Below are 23,492 nucleotides of genomic sequence, written 5' to 3' on the forward strand. Positions count from 1 at the left end.
CGGGAGGTGCCCCCAAACGCGAGCGCTCGTCACGCCGGTTGCAGTTCGTACGACGCTTCGCGGTGGAACGCCGCGTCGATACCCGTTTCTTCTTCGTCGGGCGAGATGCGGATGCCCATCGTCTTCTTGATCGCGAAGGCGATGATGTAGGCGACGACGAACGAGTAGACCATCACCGCACCTGCAGCGACCGCCTGCCGCCACAACTGGTCGAAACCGCCGCCATAGAACAGGCCGTTGGTGGCGTTGGGCATGCTCTCGCTGGCCAGCACACCGATCAGCAGCGTGCCGACGACGCCGCCCACCAGGTGGACGCCGACCACGTCGAGCGAGTCGTCATACCCGAAGCGCTCCTTTAGGCCGACCGCGTAGATGCAGACGACGCCTGCGATCGCACCGAGGATGATCGCTCCGACGGGCGTGACCGCACCGCAGGCCGGTGTGATCGCGACCAGCCCGGTGATCGCGCCGGACGCCGCACCGACGCCGGTGACGTGGCCGTCCTTGACCTTCTCGACCGCGATCCAGGCCAGCGTCGCCGCACAGGTGGCGACGAACGTGGTGACCATGACGATCGCGGCGGAGTTCCCGGCGGCCAGCGCCGAACCGCCGTTGAAGGCGTACCAGCCGGCCCACAGCAGGCCCGCACCGAGCAGCGTCAGCGGCACGTTGTGGGGCTTGCGCAGCTTGCCCCATCCGGCGGACTTGCCCAGCACGATCGCGACGGCCAGCGCGGCCGCACCGGCGTTGATGTGCACCGCGGTGCCACCGGCGAAGTCGATGGCTTTCAGGCTATTGGCGATCCAACCGCCGACGGCGTTCTCGGTGACCACACCGTCGAACGCGAAGACCCAGTGCGCGACCGGGAAGTAGACAAGGATCGCCCATACCGCAGCGAAGATCATCCACGCGCCGAACTTCATCCGATCGGCCACCGCACCCGAGATGAGGGCCACGGTGATCGCCGCGAACAGGGCCTGGAACAAGGCGAACAAAGTTATCGGCAGCCCGCTGATCGTGGTGTCCGGTTTCAAGAGGTCCTTCATGCCCAGGAACTCGGTGAAGCTCCCGACGAAACCGCCGTAGGAAGTGCCGAAGGTCATCGAGAAACCGAACAGCACCCACAGCACGCCGACGATCGCGACGGCGCCGAACGTCATCATCATCATGTTGGTCGAGCTCTTGACGGACACCATGCCGCCGTAGAACAGCGCGAGTCCGGGAATCATCAGCGTGAGGCCGATGATGCAACACAGCATGAATGCGGTGGTTCCTGTATCCACGTCCATATACATCTCCTGAGTGATTGCGGCCTTCGGACGGCCGATCACTGGCAGTAACCGATGTTTCTGTTACGTGGACGGGTTCACGCTGTTGCGTGAGTGTTAATAGTCGGGCTCCCGTTAGAGTTGCCTGCGATGAAGCTCCCTCGGCGGTGGACGTTCACGATCATCGCGGTGGTCGTCGCCGTGATTGCCCTGGCGCTCTCGTACTTCGGCGTGTTCGGTCCGTCGTCAGAGGAGTGCAAGCCGGTCAACGACCTGCTCGCCTTCAACAAGTCGCAGGCCGAGCAGATCGCGGCCAAGACGGGTGACTCCGAGGGCGTCCCGAACGTGGCAGAGGAAGGCGCCTACCAGGCCTGGGCCGACGGCCTGGCCGAACGTGCCCAGAACGTGCACGAACCCGACCTGGCACGAGACGCCACCCAGCTCGCCAGTCTCTCCAACGAGTTCGTCGGGAAATTTTCCGGGCTCCGCAGCGAAGCCCAATCACGTGCGCCAGGTGCGCCCGCGCCCCCCGCGGTGTTCCAGATGGATCTGCTGAACAGCCAGATCGCCGACACCATCAAGAAGTTGTCCGACGCCTGCGGGTGACCCGGGGCCGTAGTCACAACGACAGCGGCCGGCCCCAGTGTCCCGCGAACACGACCTCGTTCAACGGCAGCCGGCTGCGGCCCTTCGCGTCGCGCTCGACGATCTCCGGCGGCGCATTGCCGTAGTCGCCGAGCGAACCGATGGCGACCACCGCAACCGGACGCGCGCCCGCCGGGATGCCGAATACCTGACAGGCGCCGTCGGCGTCGAACCCGGCCATCGGGTGCGCGACCAAACCGCGCGACACCGCCTCGATGGTCAGCTGTGCGATCGCCGCGCCCGCGTCGACCGCCGCGTAGCGGGCGGTGCGTTCGTCCTCACCCTCATCGATGCACACCACGACGAGTGCGCCCGCGGCGTGCGCGTACCGGTTGCCGCGCTTGAGCAGCTCGGTGATGTCGGCGAAGGTCCCGTCGCCACGTAACCCGACCATGAAGCGGACGGGCTGCCGGTGTCCCCACGTCGCCGCCCACCGCGCCGCCTCGAGAACGGCGACCAGCTGCTCGTCGTCCAGCACGGCGTCGGGGTCGAACATGCGTGGACTCCACCGCGCGGCGATGTCCGGGTGGATCGGCACCCGGGTCTCGGCGACTTTCTTGGCTGGCTTGCGGCCCACAGCCGTGACGCTACCGGCGAGGTAAATGAGGTGCGCAGACCCCTTATCCTTGGTGGGATCTTCCACAACACCCGAAAGGTCCGACAGTGGCGCTCGTCGTGCAGAAGTACGGCGGATCGTCGGTTTCTGACGCCGAACGGATCCGCCGCGTCGCTGAGCGCATCGTGGAAACCAAGAAGCAGGGCAACGACGTCGTCGTCGTGGTCTCGGCCATGGGTGACACCACCGATGACCTGCTCGACCTGGCCAGACAGGTCTGCCCGGCCCCGCCCGCGCGGGAGATGGACATGCTGCTCACCGCGGGTGAGCGAATCTCCAACGCGCTGGTCGCGATGGCCATCGACTCGCTCGGCGCCCAGGCCCGATCCTTCACCGGGTCGCAGGCGGGTGTGATCACCACCGGCACCCACGGCAATGCCAAGATCATCGACGTCACCCCCGGCCGGCTGCGCTCCGCGCTCGACGAGGGGTTGATCGTGCTCGTCGCGGGCTTTCAGGGCGTCAGCCAGGACAGCAAGGACGTCACCACGCTCGGTCGGGGCGGTTCGGATACCACCGCCGTCGCACTGGCTGCCGCGCTGAAGGCCGACGTGTGCGAGATCTACACCGACGTGGATGGCATCTTCAGCGCCGACCCGCGGATCGTGCCGAATGCGCGGCACCTCGACACCGTGTCCTTCGAAGAGATGCTCGAGATGGCCGCGGCCGGGGCCAAGGTGCTGATGCTGCGCTGCGTGGAATACGCCCGCCGGTATGACGTTCCGATTCACGTCCGGTCGTCATACACCGACAAGCCCGGCACGCTGGTCAAAGGATCGATGGAGGACATCCCCGTGGAAGACGCCATTCTCACCGGAGTCGCGCACGACCGCAGCGAGGCGAAGGTCACCGTCGTCGGCCTGCCCGACGTTCCGGGCTACGCCGCCAAGGTCTTTCGCGCCGTCGCCGACGCCGATGTGAACATCGACATGGTCCTGCAGAACATCTCCAAGGTGGAGGACGGCAAAACCGACATCACGTTCACGTGCTCGCGCGACAGCGGGCCCGGTGCGGTGGAGAAACTCACGGCGCTGCAGCGCGAGATCGGCTTCACCAAGGTGCTGTACGACGACCACATCGGCAAGGTGTCGCTGATCGGCGCGGGCATGCGCACCCATCCGGGCGTCACGGCGACCTTCTGCGAGGCGCTGGCCCAGGTCGGGGTGAACATCGACCTGATCTCCACCTCGGAGATCAGGATCTCGGTGCTCGTCAGGGACACCGAGCTGGACAAGGCCGTGGCCGCGCTGCACGACGCGTTCGGCCTCGGTGGCGAGGAAGAGGCAGTGGTGTACGCGGGAACCGGACGTTAGGCCGGGGCGAGCGAAGTGACGGGATAGGCAATTGGTCAACATCGGTGTAGTCGGCGCGACCGGACAGGTCGGCCAGGTGATGCGCGCGCTACTCGACGAGCGTGATTTTCCCGCAGCCTCGGTGCGTTTCTTCGCATCCGCGCGTTCGCAGGGCAAGAAGCTGGAGTACCGCGGCCAGCAGATCGAGGTGGAGGACGCCGGGACGGCCGACCCGGCCGGTCTGGACATCGCCCTGTTCTCGGCGGGCGCGACGATGTCGCGGGTGCAGGCACCGCGGTTCGCCGCCGCGGGCGCCGTCGTCATCGACAACTCGTCGGCCTTCCGTAAGGACCCGGACGTGCCGCTGGTGGTCAGCGAGGTCAACTTCGAGAGGGACGTCGCCAACCGGGCTCGATCACTCAAGAAGGGCATCATCGCCAACCCGAACTGCACCACCATGGCCGCGATGCCGGTGCTGAAGGTGCTGCACGACGAGGCAGGCCTGGTGCGCTTCATCGCGTCGACGTATCAGGCGGTCTCGGGCAGCGGCCTGGCAGGCGTCCAGGAGCTTTTCGAGCAGGCTCGTGCCGTCGTCGACGACAGTGAGAAGCTCGTGCACGACGGTGGTGCGCTGGAGTTCCCGCCGTCGAACAAGTACGTCGCGCCGATCGCGTTCAACGTTGTCCCGCTGGCGGGTTCGCTGGTCGACGACGACTCCGGTGAGACCGACGAGGACCAGAAGCTGCGCAACGAGAGCCGCAAGATCCTCGGCATTCCCGATCTTCTGGTGAGCGGCACCTGTGTGCGGGTGCCCGTCTACACCGGTCACTCCCTGTCAATCAACGCCGAGTTCGCCGAGCCGCTGTCGCCGAAGCGTGCCACCGAACTGCTCGCCGGAGCCGCCGGCGTCAAGGTGGTGGACGTGCCGACGCCGCTTGCCGCCGCCGGTGTCGACGAGTCGCTCGTCGGCCGGATCCGCCGGGATCCCGGTGTGCCGGACGGTCGAGGCCTTGCGTTGTTCGTGTCTGGCGACAATTTGCGAAAAGGCGCCGCGCTGAACACCATTCAGATAGCCGAGCTGCTGGCCGCCGAGTTGTGAGCCGCTCTCGCCGAAACTCACGTTTGGGCGGAAATGTTCGAGTAATTCTCGCCATAACGTCGATTTCGGCGCTTGCGGCGCCCGCAGCACATGCAGATCCGCCGTCGCCGATTCCGGAGCCGATCCTGCCGTCGCTGGCCCCGGGTCAGGTGCTGCGCATCGGGCCGACGGCCGGAACCGGAACGCCGACAGGCGATTACGGCATCGGCGCCACCGACCTGTGCGAGTTCATGGAGTTCCCCAGCGGCATCTTGCAGGTGTGCGGTGACAGCTTCGCAGGACAGGGCGTCGGCTTCGGCGGCTGGTATTCGCCGGTCGCGCTGCACGTCGAGACCGACTCGATCGACGACCCCACCGGCGTGCGATACGACGGCGTCACCGGCACCGACAAGCCGCTGCTCGCAGACCGCGCGAAGCCGGGGGAGTCGCAGTTGCCCGCGGGCGTCGTGCAGATCAACCGCGACAACTACATGATGGTGACCACTGCCGAAGATCTGCGGCCCAAGTCATCCCGGATGGTCAAAGCGGATCCGGCGCAAGGGAATTGGCCGACGCTACCCGGCTCGCAACGCGACGCAGGTTTCGAGGGCGGCAGGCAGAGCCAGATCAGCGGCTACTACGACCCCATCCCGACGGCCGACTCGCCTACCGGCTGGGTGTACATCGTGGCCAACAACTTCGACCGCACTGGGCCAGTGGTTCTGTACCGCGCGAAGCGGGAGACGTTCACCGACCGGTCCAGCTGGCAGGGTTGGTCCTCGGACGGCGGCTGGGGCAGGCGGCCCACACCACTGTGGCCGGACAGGGTCGGCGAGATGAGCATTCGGCAGATCGACGGCAAGACGGTGCTGTCCTACTTCAACGCCGGTAACGGCAACATGGAGGTGCGGGTCGCCGAGAACCCCACCGCGCTGGGCACCGCGCCGGTCACCACCGTCGTATTCGCCGGCGAGTGGCCCGATCCTGCCGAAGATCTGCCCCCACCCGAGGTCAACCGATTGGCGCAGCCGTACGGCGGCTACATCTCGCCGGGTTCCACGCTCGACGAGCTGCGGGTATTCATCAGTCAGTGGAACACCCTGCCGCGTGCGCAGGCGCCCTACCGCGTCATTCAGTTCGCGGTGAATCCGCTCAAGCCGGGAGAGCCACTCCCGCTCGGCTAACTCTCCACCACCTGACGCGACGCCTCATTCACAGCTGATTCATATGTAAATCAAGACATGCGCATCACAATCGTTTGCATGCTCGAAGGCATGAGCGAAACAACGTCCACTCCTGAACCCGAAACGGCGCCCGTGACAACAGCTACGCCGGCGTCGCCATCGACCTACGTCGAGCGCGAGCCGCGCCGCTCGAGGCTCAGCGCGGTAGCCGTCTGGGTCGGCATCGTCGCCGGCGTCGTTTTCATCGTCGCGGTCATCTTCTTCAGCGGCTTCATCCTCGGTGCACACGCGGGTGGTCATAAGGGTGGCCACCACCACGGCGGAGGAGACCGCGACTTCGCGAGCATCCACCATGGCGGCCCGGGCGGCGGGTTTGAACGGCAAGGCCCGGGCTTCGGGCCAGGCGGTCCCGGCTTCGAGCGGCCGGAGTCGCCGCAACAACCGCAGACTCCGTCGACCACGGCACCTGCCCGTCCCTAATCGTCAACCGCCGAGTGTGCAGTTCTTCGCGCGCGACCCCACCGCGCAACGCGCAAGCAACTGCACACTCGGCCCTTTTGTCGATGCGTTTTTTGGGGTACTTGTCGAAAGATCGCCGAAATTGAGGAGATGAGTCGATGGCCGACAAGTTCACAACGACCGATTCCGGAGCACCGGCACCCAGCGTCGAACACTCACTGACCGTCGGGCCCGATGGCCCGATTCTGCTGCAGGATCACTACCTCATCGAGCAGATGGCCGACTTCAACCGGGAGCGCATCCCGGAGCGACAGCCGCACGCCAAGGGCGGCGGAGCGTTCGGCCAGTTCGAGGTGACCCAGGATGTCAGCAAGTACACCCGCGCGGCGTTCCTGCAGCCCGGCGCCAAGACCGAGATGGTGGCCAGGTTCTCGACCGTCGCAGGCGAGCGCGGCAGCCCAGACACCTGGCGCGACCCCCGCGGCTTCGCGCTGAAGTTCTACACCAGCGAGGGCAACTTCGACATGGTGGGCAACAACACCCCGGTGTTCTTTGTGCGTGACCCGATGAAATTCCAGAACTTCATCCGCAGCCAGAAGCGTATGCAGGCGACGAACCTGCGCGACCACCACATGCAGTGGGACTTCTGGACGCTGTCGCCGGAGTCGGCGCACCAGGTCACCTGGCTGATGGGCGATCGGGGCATCCCGAAAACCTGGCGCAACATGAACGGTTACTCCAGCCACACCTATAGCTGGCTCAACGCCGACGGCGAATTGTTCTGGGTCAAATACCATTTCAAGACCGACCAGGGCGTCGACTTCCTGACCCAGGAGGACGCCGATCGACTGGCCGGCGAGGACGGCGACTACCACCAGCGCGACCTGTACAGCTCGATCCAGGACGGCAACTTTCCGAGCTGGACGCTGCACGTGCAGATCATGCCGTTCGAGGACGCCAAGACCTACCGGTACAACCCGTTCGACCTGACCAAGGTGTGGCCGCACGGCGACTACCCGCTGCACGAGGTCGGCAAGATGACGTTGAACCGCAACGTCACCGACTACCACGCCGAGATCGAACAGGCCGCGTTCGAGCCGAACAACATCGTGCCGGGTACCGGGCTGAGCCCCGACAAGATGCTGCTGGCCCGCGGCTTCTCCTACTCGGATGCGCACCGCGCCCGGCTCGGGGTGAACTACAAGCAGATCCCTGTCAACGAGCCTCACGTCGAGGTGAACGCCTACTCCAAGGATGGGGCGATGCGGATCCGCAAAGTGAGCGATCCGGTCTACACACCGAACTCGATGGGTGGACCCGAAGTGGACGCGAGACGCGCGGCCGAGGTGCACTGGGCGGCCGACGGTGACATGGTCCGCACCGCCTACGCACTGCGCCAGGACGACGACGACTGGGGCCAGGCGGGCACGATGGTCCGTGAGGTGCTCGACGACGAGCAGCGAGACCGCTTGGCGCACAACATCGTCGGTCACGTATCCGATGGAGTGCGCGAGCCTGTGCTTTCCCGGGTCTTCGAGTATTGGCGCAACGTCGACCCCGACCTCGGTAAGAAGGTCGAGGAAGGCGTGCGCGGCAACGAGTGACCGGGGCGTCTTGCCGTCACCTCGCGGGCTGGCATGATCGACCCCATGAGCATCGAAGTCGTTTTCACCGCAGAGTCAACCGCAACCGGAGGTGGCCGCGACGGCCACGTGAAGGCGTCGACCGGCAGGATCGACCTGGACACCCGCCCGCCGAAGGAGATGGGCGGCAACGGCGAGGGGACCAACCCAGAAGAGCTGTTCTCTGCCGGCTACGCCGCGTGTTTCCTCGGCGCGCTGAGGCTGGTCGCCCGCAACGAGAAGATCGACCTCGACGACGCCACAGGCATCACGGCGCAGGTCGGCTTCGGCAAGGATTCGGAAGGCGGCTTCGGCATCAACGCGCACCTGATCGGGTATCTGCCCGGCCTCGAGCAGAGCGCCGCCGAGGAATTGATGGAGAAGGCGCACGGCGTGTGCCCGTATTCGAAGGCGACCCGCGGCAACATCGACGTCAAGCTGTCGGCGAAGGTCTAGCCGTATGACGCCCCGGCGGCCGCGCAGCGGCCGGCGGAGAACGCTGGTCGCCCTGGCCGGCGTCGGTCTGGTCATCGGGCTGGCGGTCGCCGCTCCGGCGGAAGCGCGCCCTTCCGATCCGGGAGTGGTGAACTACGCCGTTCTGGGCAAGGGGTCGGTCGGCAACATCGTCGGCGCCACTTTGCGGTTCGAGTCCACCTTCACCGACCCGTTCCAGTCGTTCTACGTCGACGACCCGGCGTGCAACAACTGGGCCGACATCGGTCTGCCCGAGGTCTATCTCGATCCCGACCTTGCGTCGTTCAACGGCGCCTCTGCGCAGGAGTCGGCGACCGACATGACGCACTTCGTCAAGCAGGCCGTCGGTGTGTTCGCCACCAACGACGCCGCCGCCCGGGCCTTCCACCGGGTGGTGGACCGGACCGTCGGGTGCTCGGGCCTGACCACGGCCATGCACCTGGACAACATGACCACCGAGGTGTGGACATTCACCGGTGGGCCTGCGTCGGCCACCGACGCGGACTGGGTCAAGCAGGAGGCGGGAACAGACCGGCGGTGCTTCAATACGACTCGCTTGCGGGAGAATGTTCTGCTGCAGGCGAAAGTCTGCCAGCCAGGCAACGGCGGGCCCGCGGTGAACGTGCTGGCAGGCGCGATGCAGAACACACTGGGGCAGTAGCACCCGGCCTGTCCGGGTAGACGTCATCGATCTGTCAGGCCAAGAATCGCGCTGCACAAAGATTTTTGTCAGTCCGCTCTGCAAGATGGAGAGAAGGCCGCGACCGCTGCAGACCCGAGAGGGATGGCAGGTATGACCAACACCATGCCGACCGACCTGGACGAAGGACACCCAACCGACACCGCCGGGACCGAGTTGACCAGCGCCAATAGTGCTGCGCTGATGATCGGCGAGTCGTGTCTCACCGACGGCCCCGTCGGCCGGGTCGGGCTGGAAATCGAGGCGCATTGCTTCGATCTCGCTGATCCGTCGCGTCGCCCGGCATGGGACGAGATAACCGGGGTCATCGCGGGCATCGGAGCCATGCCCGGCGGAAGCCCGATCACCGTCGAGCCCGGCGGGGCGGTGGAACTGTCCGGGCCGCCGTTCGACGGCGTGCTGTCCGCGATCACCGCCATGGCCGCTGACCGGGCAGTACTGCAGTCGGCGTTCGCCGAGGCCGGTCTGGGTCTGGTGCTGCTCGGCGCCGATCCGCTGCGGCCGGCCAAACGCGTCAACCCCGGCGACCGCTACCTCGCCATGGAGGAGTTCTTCGTGGCCAGCCAGACCGGCGCAGCCGGGGCGGCGATGATGACGTCGACGGCGTCGGTGCAGGTCAATCTCGAGGCAGGGCCACAGGCCGAATGGGCGGCACGGGTCCGGCTGGCGCACGCGCTGGGCCCGGTGATGGTCGCGATCGCGGCCAACTCGCCGCTGCTCGGCGGCAAGTTCACCGGCTGGCGCAGTTCGCGGCAGTGGGTGTGGAGTCAGCTGGACTCGGCTCGGTGCGGCCCGATCCTCGGTACCGACGGCGAGCACCCGGCAAGCGACTGGGCGCGCTACGCGATGAAGGCCCCCGTCATGCTGGTCCACCCCACGCCGGAGATGGACGCGGTGCCGGTGACCGACTGGGTGCCGTTCGCAGACTGGGCCGACGGCCGCGTGCTGCTCGGCGACCGCCGTCCCACCGTCGCCGACCTGGACTACCACCTGACGACGCTGTTCCCGCCGGTGCGGCCGCGGCGGTTCCTGGAGATCCGCTACCTCGACAGCGTGCCCGACGCGCAGTGGCCCGCTCTGGTCTTCACCCTCACCACGCTGCTCGACGATCCCGTCGCGGCAGACATCGCCGCCGAAGCCACCGAACCCGTAGCGACGGCATGGGACCGTGCCGCACAGATCGGGTTGGGCGATCGGCGGCTGCACGAGGCCGCGACCCGCTGCGTGCAGGCGGCGGCCGAACGGGCCCCTGCCGAAGTCGAGGAATCCATGCAGCGGCTGGTGCGTTCGGTGGAGCAGGGACGCAGTCCGGCCGACGACTTCTCCGACCGGGTGGTGCGCAAGGGGATCGCGACCGCGGTCACCGAACTGGCACAAGGGGAGCTGTGAGCTCACGCGAGACTCTGGCGCGCCGGCTGACAACGGCGCGTGACCGGACGCTTCGGCTGGTCGAATTCGACGACGCCGAACTCCACCGGCAGTACGACCCGCTGATGAGCCCGCTGCTGTGGGACCTGGCGCATATCGGCTGGCAGGAGGAGCTCTGGCTGTTACGCGCTAACGACCCGCGTCAGCCGGGCATGCTGGCGCCGGATGTCGAGCGGCTCTACGACGCCTTCGCCAACCCGCGGGCAGGCCGCGTCGACCTGCCGCTCCTTCCGCCAACCGATGCGCGGGCCTACTGCGCGACGGTGCGAAACAAGGCGCTCGACAGCCTCGATGCGCTGACCGACGACGACGGCGAGGCGGCGTTCAGTTTCGGGCTGGTGGTCAGCCACGAGAACCAGCACGACGAGACGATGCTGCAGGCCCTCAATCTGCGATCGGGGCCCCCGCTGCTGGGCCGTGGGGCTCCGCTTCCGCCAGGCAGGCCCGGTGTGGCAGGCACGTCGGTGCCGGTGCCCGGCGGCCCGTTCGTCCTCGGCGTCGACGCCGTGACCGAACCGCAGTCACTCGACAACGAGCGCTCCGCCCACGTCGTCGATGTGCCCGGCTTCCGCATCGGCCGGGTGCCGGTGACCAACGGTGAATGGCGACAGTTCGTCGACGACGGCGGTTACCGGGAGCCGCGGTGGTGGTCGCGGCGCGGTTGGTCGCATCGCGAGCAGGCGGGATTGACGGCGCCGCAGTTCTGGAACGCTGGCGATCTTGCCGGCACCCGCACCCGGTTCGGCCACGTCGAGGACATTCCCGCCGACGAGCCCGTAGCGCACGTCACGTGCTTCGAGGCGGAGGCCTATGCGGCCTGGGCGGGCGCGCGCCTTCCCACCGAGATGGAATGGGAGAAGGCGTGCGCATGGGATCCGGAAGCCGACACTCGGCGCCGCTTCCCTTGGGGCGCATCCGAACCCACCGATGCGCTGGCCAATCTGGGCGGCGACTCGTTACGCCCCGCTCCGGTCGGCGCATATCCGGCAGGGGCGTCGGCCTACGGCGTCGAGCAGATGCTCGGCGATGTCTGGGAGTGGACGTCGTCGCCGTTGAGGCCATGGCCCGGATTCACACCGATGCTCTACGAGCAATACAGCCAGCCGTTCTTCGACGGCGACTACAAGGTGCTGCGCGGCGGGTCGTGGGCCGTCGCCGCCGACATCCTGCGGCCGAGCTTTCGCAACTGGGACCACCCGGTTCGCAGGCAGATCTTCAGCGGTGTCCGATTGGCCTGGGACGTCTGATGTGCCGCCACCTTGGCTGGCTGGGCGAGCCGCGTTCGGTGGCATCGCTGACTCTCGACCCTCCGTACGGGCTACTGGTGCAGTCGTATTCGCCGCGTCGGCAGAAACACGGCCTGATGAACGCCGACGGCTGGGGCGTCGGGTTTTTCGACGAGCACGGTGTGGCCCGGCGCTGGCGCAGCGCCGCCCCGTTGTGGGGCGACGCGTCGTTCGCGTCGGTGGCGCCGGTGCTGCGCAGCGGCTGCGTGGTCGCGGCGGTGAGATCGGCGAGCGTCGGCATGCCGATCGAGGCGTCGGCGTCGGCGCCGTTCAGCGACGGCCGCTGGCTGCTGTCGCACAACGGCCTGGTGGATCGAGCCGTATTACCGGCATCGTCGGCCGCGGAATCGACCAACGACAGCGCACTGCTGGCCGCGTTGATCTTCGAACGCGGCCTCGAATCGCTCGGCGACACGATCACCGAGGTCGCCGCATCCGATCCGAACGCCCGGCTGAACATTCTGGCGGGCAACGGTTCTGAACTGAGGGCCACCACGTGGGGTGACACGTTGTTCGCGCTGCGGCGACATGACGGTGTGGTGCTGGCGAGCGAACCGTTCGACGACGACAAGGATTGGCAGGAGATCCCCGACCGCCACCTCGTGGTGGTCAGTGACTCTCGCATGGAGTTGACCGCGCTGAAAGGATCGGCATGACGCTGTCGCTGTCCAACCATCTCGCCGCGGACTCCGCTGCGCGGGCATTGCGCCGCGACGTGTACCGCGGTCTGACGCAGACACCCAAATCGTTGCCGCCCAAGTGGTTCTACGACTCGGTGGGCAGCGACCTGTTCGATCAGATCACCCGGCTACCTGAGTACTACCCGACCAGGGCGGAGGCCGAGATCCTGCACGACCGGTCAGCCGAGATCGCCGCCGCATCCGGTGCCGACACGCTGGTGGAGCTCGGCAGCGGCACCTCGGAGAAGACCAGGCTGCTGCTCAGTGCGCTACACGACACCGGATCGCTGCGCCGGTTCGTCCCGTTCGACTTCGATGCCGGGATGCTGCAAGCCGCGAGCGCGGCCATCCTCGACGAGTATCCCGGCATCGAAATCGACGCAGTCTGCGGTGATTTCGAGGAACACCTGGGCAAAATCCCCCGGGTCGGGCGCCGCCTCGTTGTGTTCCTCGGGTCCACGATCGGCAATCTGACGAAGGGGCCGCGGGCCGAGTTCCTGTCTGCGCTGTCGGCCACGCTGCAACCGGGTGACACGCTGCTGCTGGGCACCGACCTGGTCAAGGACACCGGCCGGTTGGTCCGCGCCTACGACGACAGCGCGGGCGTGACGGCGCAGTTCAATAGCAATGTGCTCGCGGTGGTGAACCGTGAGCTCGACGCCGACTTCGATCTCGCCGAGTTCGAGCACGTGGCCCGCTGGAACGCCGACGAGGAGCGCATCGAGATGTGGCTGCGCGCCCGGTCGGCGCAACGGGTGCGGGTCGCGGCGCTGGATCTGAGCGTGGACTTCGCGGCGGGCGAGGAGATGCTCACCGAGGTGTCATGCAAGTTCCGCCAAGAAGGTGTGGCGCACGAGCTGGCCGCCGCGGGCCTGGAGCGCACACACTGGTGGACCGACCGGGCGGCGGACTTCGGGCTGTCGCTGTCCACCAAGTGACCGAACTGGCGGACCGGTGGCGCGCCGCCCGGCCGAAAGTCGCCGGGCTGCATCTCGACAGCGGCGCATGCTCGCGCCAGAGTTTTGCGGTCATCGACGCCGCGGCTCAGCACGCGCGGCACGAGGCCGAGGTGGGTGGCTACGTCGCGGCGGCGGCAGCTGCGCCCGCCCTGGACGCGGGCCGGTCGGCGGTGGCGGCGCTGACCGGGATGACGGCCGCTGATGTCGTCTACACCACGGGCGCCAATCACGCGCTCGACCTGCTTCTGAGCAGCTGGACGGCGCCGCGCACCGTCGCCTGCCTGCCCGGCGAGTACGGCCCCAACCTCGCGGTGATGGCGGCGAACGGGTTCGACGTGCGGGTACTGCCGGTCGACGGCGCGGGACGACTGGCCGTCGACGAGGCCGCGGCGTTCCTGGCGGCCAGCCCGCCGGGGCTTGTGCATCTGACCGCGCTCGCCAGCCATCGCGGCATCGTCCAGCCTGCCCGTGAGCTTGCCGAGGTGTGCCGCGGGCTCGAACTGCCGTTGGTCATCGACGCCGCACAGGCCCTCGGGCACATCCACTGTGCGGTGGGCGCCGACGCGATCTACTCGTCGTCGCGCAAGTGGCTCGCGGGCCCACGCGGCGTAGGGGTGCTTGCGATCCGCTCCGCACTGGTCGAGCGGCTTCGGCCGCGGCTGCCACCACCCGAGTGGAACCTGCCGTTCACGGTGATGGAGCGATTGGAGCACGGCGAAACCAATCTTGCGGCGCGCGTTGGCCTTTCGGTAGCGCTCGGTGAGTTCTTGGCGGCGGGCCCGGAGGCCATCCGCACTGCGCTGGCGCAGCAGGGTCGAGTGACCCGCGACGCCCTGGCGGACGTCAAGGGCTGGCGGGTCGTCGAGCCGGCCGATGAGCCGACCGCAATCACCACGCTGGTGGCCACGAACGGCGCGGATCCGCAGCAGGTCCGAGCGTGGCTGATCGCCGAGCGCGCAATCGTCACCACCTACGCCGAAGTGCAGCGCGCGCCCTTCGAGATGGCCACGCCGGTCCTACGGGTGTCCCCGCACGTCGATACCACGCCGGATGAACTGGCGACATTCGCCGAAGCCCTGAAGGCCGCGACCGCACAGGTGTGACACAGCACACTTCTGGTTACCCCACAGGAACGACACGAAGGGGCCGACCATGTCCGAGCACGTCGACACTGAGCGCGAACAGCCGGCCAAGAAGGAAAAGCGCGACCGCACTCATTGGCTCTACATCCTGGTCATCATCGGCGTGATCGCAGGAATCACCGTCGGTCTGCTGGCACCGGACACCGGTAAATCGCTGGGCGTCCTGGGTGAGTTGTTCGTCAAGCTGATCAAGATGATGATCATCCCGGTCATCTTCTGCACGGTCGTCCTCGGCATCGGCAAGATCCGGGCGGCCGCCGTCGGCAAGGTCGGCGGTCTGGCGCTGCTGTATTTCCTGGCCATGTCCACGGTCGCGCTGGGCATCGGTTTGGTCGTCGGGAACATCATCGCGCCCGGAACCGGCCTCAACATCCCCGCCGACCCTGGCAAGGGCGCCGAGCTGGCAGGCGAGGCGGCGTCGGAGGGCGGCCCGATGGACTTCATCTCCGACATCATCCCGACGACGCTGTTCTCGTCGCTGACGGCGGGCAACGTGCTGCAAGCGCTGTTCGTGGCGATCCTGGTCGGCTTCGGAATCCAGACGCTGGGCCCTGCCGGCGCACCGCTGCTGCGCGGCATCGAGCTGTTGCAGAAACTCGTCTTCCGCATCCTGTTCGGTGTGCTGTGGACGGCGCCCATCGGCGCATTCGGGGCGATCGCCGAAGTGGTCGGTGCCACCGGATTCGAGGCGGTCGTCCAGCTCGCGGTGCTGATGCTGGCGTTCTATCTGACCTGCCTCATCTTCGTCTTCGGTGTGCTCGGCGCCGTGCTGTGGACGGTCAGCCGGGTGTCGATCTTCAAGTTGGTCCGCTACCTGGCCCGCGAGTACCTCTTGATCGTGGCGACGTCGTCGTCGGAGTCGGCGTTGCCACGGCTCATCGCGAAAATGGAGCACGCGGGAATCAAGCCGGCGACGGTGGGAATCGTTGTGCCGACCGGCTATTCGTTCAACCTGGATGGTACCGCGATCTACCTGACGATGGCGTCCCTGTTCATCGCGGACGCCATGGGCACCCCGATGTCGATACCCCAGCAACTCGGTCTGCTGGCATTCATGATCATCGCGTCGAAGGGTGCTGCGGGGGTCAGCGGCGCTGGGCTTGCGACGCTGGCCGCCGGCCTGCAGAGCCACCGTCCCGACCTGCTCGACGGTGTCGGCATCATCGTCGGTATCGACCGGTTCATGTCCGAGGCCCGCGCCGTCACCAACTTCTCGGGTAATGCCGTGGCAACCGTGTTGGTCGGGACGTGGACGGGCTCGGTGGACGGCGATCGATTGCGGAACGTGCTCGACGGCGACATCCCGTTCGACGAACGCACCATGATCGACGACGGCGACACCGAGGATGACGCGTCTACCGACGAGAAGGAACCGGCGACGGCCGGCGCCGGTCACTGACGCTGCACCAGCAGCGTCGCCCGGTAGTCCTCGAACGAGATCGGCTCGTCGGGTGTGCGCGGATATGGGTCCAGCGCCTTCAACTCGACCGTGTAGTCGTCGACACGAACGGTCTGCGCGATTTGGCCCGGCGCCGGGTTGGTGTTGAAATCCGCTGTCGCAGCGGGTCTTCCGGCCGGCTCGATCAGCACGGCGATGCGCGCCTGCCCGGTCCAGAAGCACTCGACCTCGGTCGGACAGCGGGAGTCCTCGAGCACATCGCTGAACCGCACCCGCAGATCGTCGCCGCCCGACACGGCTTCCTGTCCTGCGCCGAGATTGAACTCCTTGCCGAGCGTGAACTCCACCGGGTCGGCGTCAGCATTGCGGACCGCCTGGCACGCCATCAGCGCGACGGTCAGCACCGCGACGACGGGCAACGCCCTCCACACCGTCCTCACGCGTCGACCTCCCAGGTGTGCACCGGTTCGTTGCTGTGCATCCGCCCGCAGTAGAGATGCAGCATCTCGGCCAGCGCCTCCGGCCGGGCCATGCCGCGCTTCTGCAGTGCCCGCACCGTCTCCACCTGCCAGGCCGAGCCGTTGCGGCCCGTCTTGGCGCGGCCCTCGATGACGCCGAGATACCGGTCGGACACCCCGTCGGAGACACCCCAGCTGCGTAGGCCCTCGCGTGCCATCGGCAGCAGTTGGCGCAGCACGAGTTCGTCGGGTGTCACCTCGCCCAAGCCAGGCCAATAAAGCCGGGCGTCCATGCCGTTCTGCGCCGCTTCGAGGAAATTCTGATGTGCCGCAGCGAAACTCATCTTCGTCCACAGCGGACGATCGTCGTCCGACAGGCTGCGCAATACCCCGTAGTAGAACGCCGAGTTGGCCATCATGTCGATGACGGTCGGACCTGCGGGCAGCACGCGGTTCTCCACCCGAAGGTGAGGTCGGCCGTCGACGACGTCGTACACCGGCCTGTTCCACCGGTAGATCGTGCCGTTGTGCAGCCGCAGCTCCGCGAGCTTCGGTGTGCGGCCCTCGGCCAGTTCGGCGACCGGGTCCTCGTCGGACAGCTCAGGCAACAGCGAAGGGAAGTAGCGGACGTTTTCCTCGAACAGGTCGAAGATCGACGTGATCCACCGCTCGCCGAACCAGACCCGCGGCCGCACGCCCTGCGCCTTGAGCTCGTCGGGCCGGGTGTCGGTGGCTTGGGCGAACAGTTCGATCCGCGTCTCCGCCCACAGTTGGTGCCCGAAGAAATAGGGCGAGTTGGCGCCCAGCGCGAGCTGCGGGCCTGCCAGCACCTGCGCCGCGTTCCAGTTCTTCGCGAAGTCTTCCGGCGATACCTGCAGATGCAATTGCATACTGGTGCAAGCGGATTCGGGTGCGATGGAGGCGGCCTGCAGGCTGAGCCGCTCCGGCCCCGTGATGTCGATCTGGATGTCCTCGCCTCTGGCGACGAAAATGGAGTCGTTGAGGGCCTGGTAGCGGGTGGACTCGCTCATCCAGTCGCCCGAAAGGTGTTCGGGCATCAGCGTCGGAAGAATGCCGATCATCACGATGTGGGAGCCGCTCGAGTTCGCCTTGGATTCCGCGGCGTTGAGGCTGGCCCGGACATCGGACTCCAGCTCGAGTGCCGCGCGGCCGGGCAACGGGCGGGGCGGAACGTTGAATTCTATGTTGTAGGCGCCCAATTCGGTCTGGTAGGCCGGATCGGCGATGGACGCGAGCACTTCCTCGTTGCTCATCGCGGGCTGATAGCCGCCGTCGACGAGGTTGCACTCGATCTCCATGCCCGTCAACGGACGCTCGAACTCGAAACTCGACCGGGTCAGCATCGTTTCGAAGACGTCGAGGCACAGCTGGACCTTGCGTCGGTATTCGCGGCGGTGCGCGCGACTGAAGTCCGTCTGCTTCACCTCTTCGCCCACAACGCCGATGGAACAGGCTCCATGGCGCGCGCGCAAGGAAATCGTGCATAAACCGCGGTGCGCCGGGTAGCCCTGGGCGATGGAAGTCACCGTCACCTTCGTCGGCAACGCCACCACGCTGATCTCCGGTGGCGGCGTCACCCTGCTGACCGACCCGAACTTTTTGCACCGCGGTCAACACGCCTATCTCGGCTACGGGCTGGTGTCCAAGCGCCTGCGGGAACCTGCGATCGACATCGATCAGTTGCCGCCGCTGGAAGCGGTGGTGCTGTCGCACATGCACGGCGACCATTGGGACCGCAGGGCGACGACCGAACTGGATCACGAGCTGCCCGTACTCACCACGCCGCACGCCGCAAAGCGGCTTAGTCACCGCGGATTCGGCTCCGCGTTGGGCCTGCAGACCTGGCAGAAACACAACATCGTCAAGGGCGACACCGTGGTGAACGTGACCGCGCTACCCGGCAGGCATGCCCCGGCTCCGATACATCGCATGCTGCCGCCGGTGATGGGCAGCATGCTGGAGTTCACCTCCGGCGGGCAGACGCGCCGGCTCTATGTCTCCGGCGACACGCTGCTGGTCGACGAGCTCAGTGAGATCCCGGTGCGGTTCGAGGCCATCGACGTCGGCGTGCTGCATCTCGGCGGCACCCGACTGCCTGCGGGGCGCCGGTTGCCGTTCGGCCTGACGGTCACCATGGACGGCAGGCAGGGCGCTGACGCGGTCGAGGCGCTGAAACTGCCCAGGATGATCCCGGTGCACTTCGACGATTACGGGGTCTTCGCCTCGCCGCTGTCGGACTTCGTCGAGGAGATGAAGCGGCGCGGCATCGCCGACCGCATCATCGAACTCGAGCGGGGAGCCTCGGTCAGCATCTGACGGCCGCCGTCGATGGCAGTACCTTCGGATGTGTCGTAGTTCATCGACAGGGAGTCCGAAAAATGACTGAATCCGAACCGACCACCCCGACGCAGACCCCGCCTGCGGCTTTACCGCCCGGCCCGCCGCCGCACCACGCCGGCTGGGCCGTCGCCGCCGTGCTGTTCTTCTGGCCACTGTCGTTCTCGGCTTTCACCCACGCGTTCAACGTCTATCCGCTGTGGGCGGCGGGGAACTTCGCCGGCGCGCAGTACGCGTCGGATCGCGTGCGCCGACTGGGCCAGCTGTCGCTGTGGATCGCGGGCGGGTTGCTGCTGCTGTTCGTGATCTTCTACGCCATCTTCGTGATGGTGCTGATCTCCCAGGGCGGCGACTGGGGCCACCACCGCGGCTATATGGACTGAGACCTGCGGCTGGCGACCGCGATCTGCGGGCTCATCAGCCCGCTGCGCAGCTCGATGTCGATCGACGGGTCGGCGTGTGTGGCGAGCGCACGCAAAGCCGACGGGCTGTAGGTACGCAGCGAGCTGATCACGCCGTCGTGCACGAACGGCAGCCACGGCGCGAAGGGCAGCATGGTCGCGAGCCGCACGATGTGCAGCGCAGACGGGGGCCGTGGCAAGTCGATGATCAACAGCTTGGCCGCCGCCCGTGTGCCTTCGGCCAGCACCTGCGACGCCAGTGTCGGTGAGAGGTGGTGGAAGGACAGCACGAACACGGCCAGATCGAAGTGCCGATCCGACGCGTCGATCGCCGTCGCGTCCATCTCCCGCACGGTCGCGCGGTGGTGTGCGCCGAGGTCACCGTCGACGATCGCCTGCACCGATGCGGCCTCCACGTCGGTGACGGTCAGCTCGGCGGTCGGATGCCACTCGAGCAGCGTGCGCGACAGGGCACCGTGGCCTGCGCCGAGTTCGAGGATCTTGGGGTCGGGCACGTCGGCTACTTCGTCGAGCGCGATCCGCGCGAACTTCTCGGTGCTGCCGAACACCGCACCGGTCCACTCGAGAGCCCTGATCACGCTGCGCTTCTTCTCCTCGTCGACGTCCTGGCGATCGAGGTACTCCAGGCGATCGGTCTGCAGTAGCCGATCGAGGCATGAGGCGTTGGGCCCGCCCCGGGGCATGCGATCAATGTCGACGATCTCGCGAGCCATGTAGTCCATGATGATGGACGACTGGAGCCGTCAGAAGGGGAGCAGGTAGTTGGCAGAGTTCATCGCGGCGATCGACCAGGGCACCACCAGCACCCGCGCCATGATCTTCGACCACGACGGCGCCGAAGTCGGACGCCATCAGCTCGAACACGAACAGATCCTGCCGCAGGCGGGCTGGGTGGAGCACAACCCGGTGGAGATATGGGAGCGCACCGCGTCGGTGCTGACGTCGGTACTGAACAAGACGAAGCTGTCGGCCACCGACCTTGCGGCGCTGGGTATCACCAACCAGCGGGAGACGTCGCTGGTGTGGAACAAGAACACCGGCCGCCCGTACTACAACGCGATCGTCTGGCAGGACACCCGCACCGACCGCATCGCATCGGCGCTCGACCGGGACGGGCGTGGCGACGTGATCAGGCGCAGGGCCGGTCTGCCGCCCGCGACCTACTTCGCGGGCGGCAAGGTGCAGTGGATCCTGGAGAACGTCGACGGTCTGCGGGCCGATGCCGAGAAGGGCGACGCGATCTTCGGCACAGCCGACTCCTGGGTGCTCTGGAATCTCACCGGCGGACCACGTGGCGGCGTGCACGTCACCGACGTCACCAACGCCAGCAGGACCATGCTGATGGACCTCGAGACGCTCGACTGGGACGACGAGCTGCTGTCCTTCTTCGACATTCCCCGGCAGATGCTGCCCGAGATCAAACCGTCGTCGTACCCGGAGTCCTACGGCATCACCCGCGACGAAGGACCCGTCGGCGGCCAGATTCCGATCACCGGCATCCTCGGCGATCAGCAGGCCGCCATGGTCGGGCAGGTGTGCCTCGACGCAGGCGAAGCGAAGAACACCTACGGCACCGGCAACTTCCTGCTACTGAACACCGGCGAGAAGATCGTCCGCTCGGAGAATGGGTTGCTGACGACGGTCTGCTACCAGTTCGGAGACGCCAAACCCGTTTACGCGCTTGAGGGTTCGATCGCGGTCACCGGCTCGGCCGTGCAGTGGCTACGCGACCAGCTGGGCATCATCAGCGGCGCGGCGCAGAGCGAATCGCTGGCCCGGCAGGTCTCCGACAACGGCGGCGTGTACTTCGTACCCGCCTTCTCGGGACTGTTCGCACCGTACTGGCGCAGCGACGCCCGCGGCGCGATCGTCGGACTGTCGCGGTTCAACACCAACGCCCATGTGGCGCGGGCGACGCTGGAGGCGATCTGCTATCAGAGCCGAGACGTCGTCGACGCGATGGAGGCCGACTCCGGGGTTCACATGGAGGTGCTCAAGGTCGACGGCGGCATCACCGCCAATGACCTGTGTATGCAGATCCAGGCCGATGTGCTCGGCGTCGACGTGGTGAAGCCGGTCGTCGCCGAGACCACGGCGCTGGGCGCCGCCTATGCCGCAGGCCTGGCGGTCGGCTTCTGGGACAACCCCGACGACCTGCGGTCCAACTGGCAGGAGGACAAGCGCTGGAGCCCGAACTGGAGCGACGACCAGCGCGCCGCCGGTTACGCGGGTTGGCGCAAGGCGGTCGAGCGCACGCTGGACTGGGTCGACGTGGAGTGATTTCGGCGCGCTAATCGACGCCCAGCGCACGTTAGCGCGCCGAAATCGCTATCAGTCAGGCGGCGGCGGCGTCGAGTTGAGTGCGAGTGTCGTCGTCCAGCTCGATGCCGGCCACCGCGGTGTTCTCCTTGAGGTGCGAAACCGACGACGTGCCGGGAATCAGCAGTACGTTCGGGGCGATTGAGAGGGTCCACGCCAGCGCAATCTGCGCGGGAGTGTGGCCGAGCCTCTCGGCCTCCCGCTTGACGGCGGGATGGCCGAGCACGGGGTTGTCCGCCGTGAAGGCCGAGCCGAGCGGAAAGAACGGGACGAACGCGATGCCGTACTCGGTGCACGCGTCGAGCACCGGCGCAGACGTCCGATCGACGAGGTTGTAGGCGTTCTGCACGCAGACGATCTCGGTGCGATCCAGCGCGATCTGCAGATGCTCGACGACGATGCTGCTCAACCCGATTCCGCCGATGAGCCCTTCGTCTCGGGCCTTGATCATCGTGTCGAGCTGACGGTCGAACAGCTCGCGGTCGACCTCGGCGGGCGAGTTCGGGTCCGTGGCCTCGCCGTGCACGCGAAGGTTGACCGCGGCGAGCCGGTCGGTGCCCAGGGTCTGCAGGTTCTCCTCGATGTCTGCGCGAAGCTGGTCGGGCTCCTGCGCAGGCAGCCAGGCGGCGGAGTCGTCGCGCCGGGCGCCGACCTTGCTGACCAACGCCAGGTCGGCCGGATACGGATGCAGCGCTTCGCGGATGAGCTCGTTGGCGACGTTGGGCCCGTAGAACTGCGCGGTGTCGATGTGATTGATGCCCAGCTCGAGGGCTCGGCGCAGGACCGCGATCGCCTGGTCCCGGTCGCGCGGCGGACCGAACACACCGGGGCCGGGCAACTGCATGGCGCCGAATCCGACGCGGCCGACATGGAAAGAGCCCAGCGGGAAGGTTTGCATAGTTAGTGCGTACACCATTGCCGCCGGGCTTATTCCGACTGGATCTTTGCTACTCGGTTTCGTCGGTTTCGCCGAGGATGTTGTACACCTCGCGGCGGGCATTGTTGACAATGTCGACGATGCGCTGCTGCTGCTCCTCGGTAGCGGCGTACGCCGACTGGGCCACGGCGCCCATCAGCTGGCCGGTAGCGGTGCGCAGGTTGACCTGCCCGGGGGCTTGGTCCTTCCAGCCTTCGGCGATCTCTTCCCACGGCGGCGTCTCGACCTTCTCGGCCGCGGCGCGGCCTTCATCGGTCAGCTCGAAAAGACGCTTGCTGCCGTCGCTCTCTGTGCCGACGATGAGGCCCTCGTCGACCAGCAGTTGCAGGGTCGGGTAGACCGAGCCCGGGCTGGGTCGCCACAGGCCGCCGCTGCGATCGGAGATCTCTCCGATCATCTCGTAGCCGTGCATGGCGCGGTCGGACAGCAGAACCAGGATGGCGGCGCGGACGTCGCCGCGCTTGCCTCGTCGGCCTCCGCCGCGACGGCCACGCGGACCACCGCCGAAACCGAAACCTGCGCGTGGATCGAAGCCGAAGCCGCCGCGGCCAGGCCCGAATCCGCCGAAGCCGGCCTGGAAGCCGGGGCCGAACGCACCGTGCCGATCGGTGCCGTGCTCACGGATGTGTTCGCGGAAATCGCGACGGGCGTGCCGCCGCTGTTCGTGGAGGGCGCGGCGCTGCTCCGGACCGAAGCCGAAGCCGAACCCGCCGGGTATTGGCGTGAATGGGTCGTTCATTGGAGAAAGTCCTTACTTTCGTCAGGA

General features: G+C 67.0%; 24 protein-coding genes. 17 read left to right on the forward strand and 7 right to left on the reverse strand.

The window, feature by feature from the left end:
* Positions 1–29 precede the first annotated feature (29 nt).
* Entirely contained in the window at positions 30–1,283 is a 1,254-nt protein-coding gene (locus QOC76_RS16120) for an ammonium transporter (RefSeq protein ID WP_526358135.1), read from the reverse strand.
* 135 nt (positions 1,284–1,418) lie between these two features.
* Here QOC76_RS16120 and QOC76_RS16125 point away from each other — a divergent pair, with 135 nt between their 5' ends.
* Positions 1,419–1,874 (forward strand): hypothetical protein, encoded by a 456-nt coding sequence (locus QOC76_RS16125; RefSeq protein WP_526358048.1) that lies wholly within the window; start codon positions 1,419–1,421, stop codon positions 1,872–1,874.
* Positions 1,875–1,887: 13 nt separating this feature from the next.
* On the opposite strand, the gene QOC76_RS16130 is transcribed toward QOC76_RS16125, so the two are convergent.
* Positions 1,888–2,490 (reverse strand): nitroreductase family protein, encoded by a 603-nt coding sequence (locus tag QOC76_RS16130; protein ID WP_526358050.1) that lies wholly within the window; start codon positions 2,488–2,490, stop codon positions 1,888–1,890.
* An 86-nt stretch (positions 2,491–2,576) separates the two neighbouring features.
* On the opposite strand from QOC76_RS16130, the gene QOC76_RS16135 reads away from it, so the two are divergent.
* The 13 genes from QOC76_RS16135 to QOC76_RS16195 all read left to right on the forward strand — a co-directional run bounded on the left by QOC76_RS16135 (position 2,577) and on the right by QOC76_RS16195 (position 16,232).
* Positions 2,577–3,842 carry an aspartate kinase gene (locus QOC76_RS16135; protein ID WP_526358052.1) on the forward strand — a complete coding sequence of 422 codons (1,266 nt, stop codon included), beginning with the start codon at positions 2,577–2,579 and terminating at the stop codon, positions 3,840–3,842.
* A gap of 31 nt (positions 3,843–3,873) precedes the next feature.
* Positions 3,874–4,920, forward strand: coding sequence for an aspartate-semialdehyde dehydrogenase (locus tag QOC76_RS16140; protein WP_526358054.1), 1,047 nt, complete (start codon positions 3,874–3,876; stop codon positions 4,918–4,920).
* Between the two features lie 23 nt (positions 4,921–4,943).
* On the forward strand, positions 4,944–6,083 hold the full coding sequence (locus QOC76_RS16145) for a DUF4185 domain-containing protein (protein ID WP_526358056.1): 1,140 nt from the start codon (positions 4,944–4,946) through the stop codon (positions 6,081–6,083).
* 90 nt (positions 6,084–6,173) lie between these two features.
* Entirely contained in the window at positions 6,174–6,563 is a 390-nt protein-coding gene (locus tag QOC76_RS16150; protein ID WP_526358058.1) for a hypothetical protein, read from the forward strand.
* 137 nt (positions 6,564–6,700) lie between these two features.
* Positions 6,701–8,146: a catalase gene (locus tag QOC76_RS16155; RefSeq protein ID WP_526358060.1), complete on the forward strand. Its 1,446-nt coding sequence runs from the start codon at positions 6,701–6,703 to the stop codon at positions 8,144–8,146.
* 45 nt (positions 8,147–8,191) lie between these two features.
* Entirely contained in the window at positions 8,192–8,620 is a 429-nt protein-coding gene (locus QOC76_RS16160) for an organic hydroperoxide resistance protein (protein WP_526358062.1), read from the forward strand.
* 4 nt (positions 8,621–8,624) lie between these two features.
* On the forward strand, positions 8,625–9,299 hold the full coding sequence (locus QOC76_RS16165; protein WP_526358064.1) for a sensor domain-containing protein: 675 nt from the start codon (positions 8,625–8,627) through the stop codon (positions 9,297–9,299).
* Between the two features lie 132 nt (positions 9,300–9,431).
* Positions 9,432–10,727: an ergothioneine biosynthesis glutamate--cysteine ligase EgtA gene (gene egtA / locus QOC76_RS16170; protein ID WP_526358066.1), complete on the forward strand. Its 1,296-nt coding sequence runs from the start codon at positions 9,432–9,434 to the stop codon at positions 10,725–10,727.
* Complete coding sequence (egtB, locus tag QOC76_RS16175; protein ID WP_526358068.1) at positions 10,724–12,013, forward strand: ergothioneine biosynthesis protein EgtB; 1,290 nt, start codon at positions 10,724–10,726, stop codon at positions 12,011–12,013. Before egtA ends, egtB begins: the two co-directional genes overlap by 4 nt.
* Complete coding sequence (gene egtC, locus QOC76_RS16180; protein ID WP_526358070.1) at positions 12,013–12,708, forward strand: ergothioneine biosynthesis protein EgtC; 696 nt, start codon at positions 12,013–12,015, stop codon at positions 12,706–12,708. The genes egtB and egtC overlap by 1 nt, the downstream gene beginning before the upstream one ends.
* Positions 12,705–13,670, forward strand: coding sequence for an L-histidine N(alpha)-methyltransferase (gene egtD / locus QOC76_RS16185; protein WP_526358072.1), 966 nt, complete (start codon positions 12,705–12,707; stop codon positions 13,668–13,670). Before egtC ends, egtD begins: the two co-directional genes overlap by 4 nt.
* The gene (egtE, locus tag QOC76_RS16190; RefSeq protein WP_526358074.1) at positions 13,667–14,794 is read left to right on the forward strand and encodes an ergothioneine biosynthesis PLP-dependent enzyme EgtE; all 1,128 of its coding nucleotides are present in this window, start codon (positions 13,667–13,669) and stop codon (positions 14,792–14,794) included. The genes egtD and egtE overlap by 4 nt, the downstream gene beginning before the upstream one ends.
* A gap of 49 nt (positions 14,795–14,843) precedes the next feature.
* A complete protein-coding gene (locus QOC76_RS16195) occupies positions 14,844–16,232 on the forward strand; it encodes a dicarboxylate/amino acid:cation symporter (protein ID WP_526358076.1) in 1,389 nt (462 codons plus the stop codon).
* On the opposite strand, the gene QOC76_RS16200 is transcribed toward QOC76_RS16195, so the two are convergent.
* Both QOC76_RS16200 and QOC76_RS16205 read right to left on the reverse strand, forming a co-directional pair.
* Positions 16,226–16,672: a hypothetical protein gene (locus tag QOC76_RS16200; protein ID WP_526358078.1), complete on the reverse strand. Its 447-nt coding sequence runs from the start codon at positions 16,670–16,672 to the stop codon at positions 16,226–16,228. The genes QOC76_RS16195 and QOC76_RS16200 overlap by 7 nt on opposite strands.
* Positions 16,669–18,147: a glutamate-cysteine ligase family protein gene (locus QOC76_RS16205; RefSeq protein ID WP_526358080.1), complete on the reverse strand. Its 1,479-nt coding sequence runs from the start codon at positions 18,145–18,147 to the stop codon at positions 16,669–16,671. Before QOC76_RS16205 ends, QOC76_RS16200 begins: the two co-directional genes overlap by 4 nt.
* Before the next feature lie 79 nt (positions 18,148–18,226).
* Here QOC76_RS16205 and QOC76_RS16210 point away from each other — a divergent pair, with 79 nt between their 5' ends.
* Complete coding sequence (locus QOC76_RS16210) at positions 18,227–19,027, forward strand: MBL fold metallo-hydrolase (protein WP_526358082.1); 801 nt, start codon at positions 18,227–18,229, stop codon at positions 19,025–19,027.
* Positions 19,028–19,089: 62 nt separating this feature from the next.
* A complete protein-coding gene (locus QOC76_RS16215; RefSeq protein WP_526358084.1) occupies positions 19,090–19,431 on the forward strand; it encodes a CD225/dispanin family protein in 342 nt (113 codons plus the stop codon).
* Here QOC76_RS16215 and QOC76_RS16220 read toward each other — a convergent pair.
* Positions 19,419–20,192 carry a class I SAM-dependent methyltransferase gene (locus tag QOC76_RS16220; RefSeq protein ID WP_526358086.1) on the reverse strand — a complete coding sequence of 258 codons (774 nt, stop codon included), beginning with the start codon at positions 20,190–20,192 and terminating at the stop codon, positions 19,419–19,421. The genes QOC76_RS16215 and QOC76_RS16220 overlap by 13 nt on opposite strands.
* 91 nt (positions 20,193–20,283) lie before the next feature.
* Here QOC76_RS16220 and glpK point away from each other — a divergent pair, with 91 nt between their 5' ends.
* The gene (gene glpK / locus QOC76_RS16225; RefSeq protein ID WP_526358137.1) at positions 20,284–21,750 is read left to right on the forward strand and encodes a glycerol kinase GlpK; all 1,467 of its coding nucleotides are present in this window, start codon (positions 20,284–20,286) and stop codon (positions 21,748–21,750) included.
* 55 nt (positions 21,751–21,805) lie between these two features.
* Here glpK and QOC76_RS16230 read toward each other — a convergent pair whose 3' ends face one another.
* Entirely contained in the window at positions 21,806–22,687 is an 882-nt protein-coding gene (locus QOC76_RS16230) for an aldo/keto reductase (protein WP_526358088.1), read from the reverse strand.
* Positions 22,688–22,736: 49 nt separating this feature from the next.
* Positions 22,737–23,465, reverse strand: coding sequence for a PadR family transcriptional regulator (locus QOC76_RS16235; RefSeq protein ID WP_526358090.1), 729 nt, complete (start codon positions 23,463–23,465; stop codon positions 22,737–22,739).
* Positions 23,466–23,492 lie beyond the last annotated feature (27 nt).

The organism is Mycobacterium sp. (assembly GCF_032159565.1).
Lineage (GTDB): Bacteria > Actinomycetota > Actinomycetes > Mycobacteriales > Mycobacteriaceae > Mycobacterium.

Excerpts from the sequence above, each read along its gene's own strand:
- egtD (WP_526358072.1), top strand. The coding sequence starts at position 12,705 with ATGACGCTGTCGCTGTCCAACCATCTCGCCGCGGACTCCGCTGCGCGG.
- egtC (WP_526358070.1), top strand. The coding sequence starts at position 12,013 with ATGTGCCGCCACCTTGGCTGGCTGGGCGAGCCGCGTTCGGTGGCATCG.
- QOC76_RS16160 (WP_526358062.1), top strand. The coding sequence starts at position 8,192 with ATGAGCATCGAAGTCGTTTTCACCGCAGAGTCAACCGCAACCGGAGGT.
- QOC76_RS16125 (WP_526358048.1), top strand. The coding sequence starts at position 1,419 with ATGAAGCTCCCTCGGCGGTGGACGTTCACGATCATCGCGGTGGTCGTC.
- egtA (WP_526358066.1), top strand. The coding sequence starts at position 9,432 with ATGACCAACACCATGCCGACCGACCTGGACGAAGGACACCCAACCGAC.
- QOC76_RS16195 (WP_526358076.1), top strand. The coding sequence starts at position 14,844 with ATGTCCGAGCACGTCGACACTGAGCGCGAACAGCCGGCCAAGAAGGAA.
- QOC76_RS16210 (WP_526358082.1), top strand. The coding sequence starts at position 18,227 with ATGGAAGTCACCGTCACCTTCGTCGGCAACGCCACCACGCTGATCTCC.
- QOC76_RS16155 (WP_526358060.1), top strand. The coding sequence starts at position 6,701 with ATGGCCGACAAGTTCACAACGACCGATTCCGGAGCACCGGCACCCAGC.
- QOC76_RS16230 (WP_526358088.1), bottom strand. The coding sequence starts at position 22,687 with ATGCAAACCTTCCCGCTGGGCTCTTTCCATGTCGGCCGCGTCGGATTC.
- glpK (WP_526358137.1), top strand. The coding sequence starts at position 20,284 with ATGATCTTCGACCACGACGGCGCCGAAGTCGGACGCCATCAGCTCGAA.
- QOC76_RS16165 (WP_526358064.1), top strand. The coding sequence starts at position 8,625 with ATGACGCCCCGGCGGCCGCGCAGCGGCCGGCGGAGAACGCTGGTCGCC.
- QOC76_RS16220 (WP_526358086.1), bottom strand. The coding sequence starts at position 20,192 with ATGGACTACATGGCTCGCGAGATCGTCGACATTGATCGCATGCCCCGG.
- QOC76_RS16215 (WP_526358084.1), top strand. The coding sequence starts at position 19,090 with ATGACTGAATCCGAACCGACCACCCCGACGCAGACCCCGCCTGCGGCT.
- QOC76_RS16235 (WP_526358090.1), bottom strand. The coding sequence starts at position 23,465 with ATGAACGACCCATTCACGCCAATACCCGGCGGGTTCGGCTTCGGCTTC.
- QOC76_RS16150 (WP_526358058.1), top strand. The coding sequence starts at position 6,174 with ATGAGCGAAACAACGTCCACTCCTGAACCCGAAACGGCGCCCGTGACA.